Annotated in this window: 2 protein-coding genes; both read right to left on the bottom strand. The window is 66.6% G+C overall.

Features of this window, described 5'->3' with window-relative positions; all coding sequences use genetic code 11:
* A partial coding sequence (locus tag AC0AP0_RS08860) for a fatty acid synthase subunit beta domain-containing protein (protein ID WP_490430201.1) occupies window positions 1–3885 on the bottom strand: 3885 nt, incomplete at its 3' end.
* 51 nt (window positions 3886–3936) lie between these two features.
* Window positions 3937–5097, bottom strand: a 1161-nt coding sequence (locus AC0AP0_RS08855) for an acyl-CoA carboxylase subunit beta (protein WP_490430200.1), incomplete at its 5' end; no start/stop codon positions are given.

The following is a 5097-nucleotide window of genomic DNA, read 5'->3' as shown; positions in this document are numbered from 1 at the left end:
GATCTCCACCTTGTCGCCCAGCTGGACCATGCCGTACATGTTGTAGGTCCATCCGGCGATCTCGTAGTGGACGCCCTTCTCATCGGTGGCCTGGGCCGCATACTGGGCCGTGGCCGACAGCCACATGCCGTGCACCAGCGGCGCGGACAGGCCCGAGACCGCAGCACCCCGCCTGGAGGTGTGGATGGGGTTGAAGTCCCCGGAGGTGCGGGCGAAGGCGGTCATGTCCTTGGGGGCGGTGACGGTGACGCGGCGCAGCAGCCTGCGGGGTGTGTCCACCGTGTCGGCTCGGATGCCGCCGTACTCGGGAGCCTCCTGGGGCAGCTGGTCGCTGTAGGCACGGCCACGGATGGCGAAACGCTCGACCTCGCGTGCCAGCACGGTCCCGTCCTGGGCGGCGTGGACCACGTGGATGGTCACCACCCGCCCGGAGGCGGACTCCTGGTAGGGCTCGGCCCAGCTGGTCAGTTCAATCCGCTGGCCGGTGTGCTTCAGCAGGCGTTCCTCAGGGACCTCCAGCTCGATCAGGTGGTCCAGATGGACCGCGTTGAGCAGACCCTCGATGATGGGGAAGCCATTCACATAGACGGATCCCAGGGCTGCGTAGATGGCCGGCCAGGCCGGACCCACCAGGGCGTCCGGGGCGAAGCCGGAGGGAATCAGCGCATCGGGTAGGGCGCCTCCGGTGGCCGCCTCATGGTCGAAGCCCAGGTTGGCTGCCAGGGTGTAACCGCTGTGGGCCAGGCCGAAGGGATGCTCAGGGTCGTCACCGTCCTTCTCTATGACAGGCATGGCCTCCAGCTTGTCGCCGGTGACGGAGGTGTTGCCGATGCCGGCTGTATCGGCCAGCAGGGCGTAGACGTCCTTGGGCAGGCGGCTGCGGTCGACAACCGGGAAGAGGCCGACCTGGTCGCTCTTGAGGGTCAACGGCACGACGATGTCGCGCACCGCATGCCGGTCCAGGCCGCCGTCGGGGTCGTCGTCCCAGTAGGTGTCCAGGTGGATGTCCAGGTCATAGTGCTCGCCCTGGTCGTCCTGGCCGGTGGCGGTGATGGCGTAGTTTGGGTCGTCCATGGCCGTCCCGTATGCCGGATTGGCCATCAAGTGGCCCACCCAGGAGATGTTGGGGCTGCGGCGGATGAACTCCTGCGCGTCAGCGGCGCCTGCCAGCTGGCTATATGCCTTGACGGACCCGTTGCTCAGGTCTCGCACTCGGTCGATGGCCGCCTGTTCGAACCGTCCCAGAATGGAGGCCACCGGCTCGTCCACCGTGGTGATGCCCGCCACGGAGATGGGTCCGGGGATGGCCCTGACCGAGTCGGCACCGTAGCGGGGGTCCTCGGACTGCCAGAGCTGATCCTGGCCCCACCAGCGCAGCAGATCGTTGTCGATGACCGGCACGAAGGGCATGGGCTTGGGATACTCGCGCACCAGAACAGGGAACCAGGCCACATCGGTGGGCACCACCTTGAGCTCGGCTGCCTGGGGATAGGCCTCGTGCAGCCGTCGAAGCGCCTGCTCCGGCTCGGCAACATCCTGCCTGGAGGCGAAGATGGAGTCGAACTCGCCGCTCTGACGCTCGCAGACACGGGCCTCGATGCGCCGCAGCAGGTGCAGGAAGCGGTCGATGTAGGTATCGTCGGCCCAGGGGTAGGCCAGGTCGGCGAAGCGCTGGGCCCAGTCCTGGTAGGTCATGGTCTCCAGATCGCCGAAGTAGGGCTTGGCAGTCTTGTTCAGGGCCTCGATGATCTCCCCGCGGCGGGTCTCCAGCTCCTCCGGATGCTTCATGACCCGGACCAGCAGACGGCCGCACTCGGCGGAGGAGTTCTCCATCTCGTAGATGTCGGCGTGCAGATGGCTCAGGCCGGAGCCCACGCCTCCCACGGACTTGCCGCTGGGCACCCACTTCTCGCCCATGGGGGCGAAGGGGTCCGGATCGGGGGTGGAGGTGTCGATGCCGGGGGTGGCCACCAGAGCCCGCTTGATCTCGGGATTGGTGTGGGCCTCCTTTGCAGTCATGGCAGCCGTGCCGATCATGACGCCGTCCACGGGCATGTCCGGCAGGTGGTAGGCACGGGACCACTGACCACTGATGTAGTCGGCCGCCCGCTCAGGGGTGCCGATGCCGCCGCCAGCCACGAGCACGATGTTGGGGCAGGCACGAACCTCGGCATAGGTGGTCGAGAGCAGGTCGTCCAGGGACTCCCAGGAGTGGTGGCCTCCTGCGGCCCCGCCCTCGACCTCCATCAAAATGTGGGTGGGTGCGACCTTGCGGGCGATGGCCACGACCTGACGGATCTGGTCCACCGTACCGGGCTTGAAGGCCACGTAGGGGAAGCCTTCCTCGTTGAGCTGACGGATCAGGGTCACGGCCTCGTCCAGCTCGGGGATGCCGGCAGAAATGACCACACCGTCGATGGGGGTGCCGGAGGCGCGCTTCTTGGGCACGATGTGCTGGCTGCCGAACTGGAGGTTCCACAGGTAGCGGTCCATGAACATGGCGTTGAACTCGACCGTGCGGCCCTCCTGCAGCTGGTCCTCCAGCTGGGACACATGGCGGTCGAAGACTTCGGCGGTCACCTGGCCACCACCCGCCAGCTCGGCCCAGTAGCCGGCGTTGGCGGCCGCAGCCACGATCTCGGGCTCCACGGTGGTCGGGGTCATGCCGGCCAGCATGACCGGGGGCTTGCCGGTCAACCTGCTGAAGGCCGTCTCCACCCGGGGACCGGCCGGTGTCTCAAGCAGACGGGGAGCCAGCTTGGACCAGTCCTGGGTCCTGGCCGGATCCTCCTCCATGGTGGACAGCTGTGCACGCCGGGCCTGGTTGGAGGCCTCGACCACGCCCACGCCGGTTCCCTGGACCAGGTTGTCCACCAGCTTGCCCAGGGTCTCGCCCGGGCCCAGATCCACCAGCCAGAGGGAGGCGGCATCCTGCTGGTCCATGACCTCGGCGATCCGGCCGGCCCAGTCGGCATGGTTGAGCAGGACCTCTTGTGCCAGGACCCGGGCACGCTCGGTGTCCAGACCGCAGCGGGAGGCCCAGTCCACGCTCAGATCCACGGCGTCCTTCATGAGCGGCGAGTGGAAGGGCAGGGTCACATCCAGGTACTCCAGAACCGGTGAGAAGGCGGTTCCGCCACGGACCTTGTCCTCGCGCAGTTGGCGCTGATGCGCGCCCTCCTTGCCCGCCTCGATGGCAAAGGCGGCCAGATCCTCCGGATAGCCAGACAGGACCAGGTTGCGATCCGAGTTGGTCACGGCCACACTGATGGGGCCGCGAGCGCCAGGAACCCGGTCAACCAGAACCTCCACCTGATGGCGGGTGGCACCGCGCACCGAAAGCATAGGGGTGGCCTCACCCTGGCGATGGATGCCCAGACGACGAGCCTGGCGTGTGCCGGCCGCACCGATCAGCATTGCGGTGGCCAGAATCTGATCGATAGCGCCTTGGGCGGCCTTCAGGGACCCTGCAGCCTGAATCTCCTGGACCATGTGGACGCCGATGATGCCCTGGGAGTGCCCCAGCAGGGCCACCGGACGGGCCTGGGCTGCGTCGTAGCCCAGCTGGTCCATGTCCATGAGGGCGCCCAGCTGCACCAGAGCGATGCCGGGCACACTGACCGCCGCGTCGGCGGCCGGCCCCAACCTGACCGGGTCGGGCCTGTAGCCGAACAGATCCAGCTGACGACCGTTGGTGGCCAGCAGGTCGGGCTTGACTGCCCTTAGCAGGTCGGCGGCCGCTGCCATGCGCTCCTTCAGGGCCTTGTCGATGTCAGGATCGCCCTGCAGATCGGCCAGGGCCACGGTCCAGGGGTTGGACTGGCCGGCGAACATGAGCGCGTGCGGCTGCTCAGCGAGACGGTTGATGAAGAATGTACTGGTCATGATGTCCTATTCATAGAGAGTTGGGGATTGCTGATAATGACGAGGGGAAGTTCATAGAGGCTGGTTGCCATGGTGCTTGTCGTTGACCCTGACGCGTTGCTTGTCCGCCAGGAGGTCCATGGCCTGGACCAGGACCGGTCTGGTCTGCTCGGGGTCGATCATGGCGTCCAGCTCGCCCATCTCCAGGGAGAGATTGGCGTTGACGGTGCTGGTTTCGTACTCCTGGGCCAGTTTGTTTCGCAGCTCATCCACGTCCCGGCCGGCCTCCTTGGCCTCCTGCAGGTCGCGCCGGTGGATGATGTTGACCGCACCCTGGGCTCCCAGCACGGCTATCTGCGAAGAGGGCCAGGCATAGTTCAGGTCCGCGCCGATGGCCTTGGAGCCCATGACGATGTAGGAGCCGCCGAAGGCCTTGCGCAGCACAATGGTGACCATGGGCACCTGGGCGTTGGCATAGGCGTATATGACCTTAGCCCCCCGGCGGATGATGCCGGCGTGCTCCTGGTCCGAGCCAGGCTTATAGCCAGGGGTGTCCACCAGGGTGATGACCGGCAGGTTGAAGGCATCGCAAAGACGAACGAAGCGGGCCAGTTTCTCGGAGGATTCCACATCCAGGCTGCCCGCGTCCACCATGGGCTGGTTGGCCACGATCCCCACCGGCCGGCCCTCCAGGCAGGCGAAGCCCACCACGATGGACCGTGCGTAGAGTTCCTGGACCTGAACCAGCTCGCCGTAGTCGACGATGGCGTGGATGACGTCCAGCACGTCGTAGGGCTGCCGGTCGTTCTCGGGGATGACCGTGGCCAGGCGTTTGGCGGCCTGGCGCTCGGCATGGCCGGAGATGAAGGCGTACCGGGGAGGCTCCTGTCCGCTGTTGGCAGGCAGGTAGGCCAGCACGGTCCTGGCGTAGTCGATGGCGTCGGCCTCGTCCTCACCCAGGTAGTGGGCCACACCGGAACGGGTGTTGTGCACGTAGCCGCCGCCCAGCTGGTCCATGCTGATGGTCTCGCCGGTGGCCGCCTTGACGACATCAGGACCAGTGACGAACATGTCGGAGTTCTCCTTGGTCATGATGATCAGGTCGGTCAGAGCCGGGCAGTAGACGGCACCGCCTGCGCAGGGCCCCAGGATCAGGGAAATCTGCGGGACAAAGCCGCTGGCCTGGCAGGTCTTGCGAAAGATGCGTCCGTACTGGGTCAGGGCAGCCACACC

Source organism: Bifidobacterium sp. POST2/T3 (B1) (genome assembly GCF_058197115.1).
This window is presented reverse-complemented; position numbering and strand designations above follow the sequence as displayed.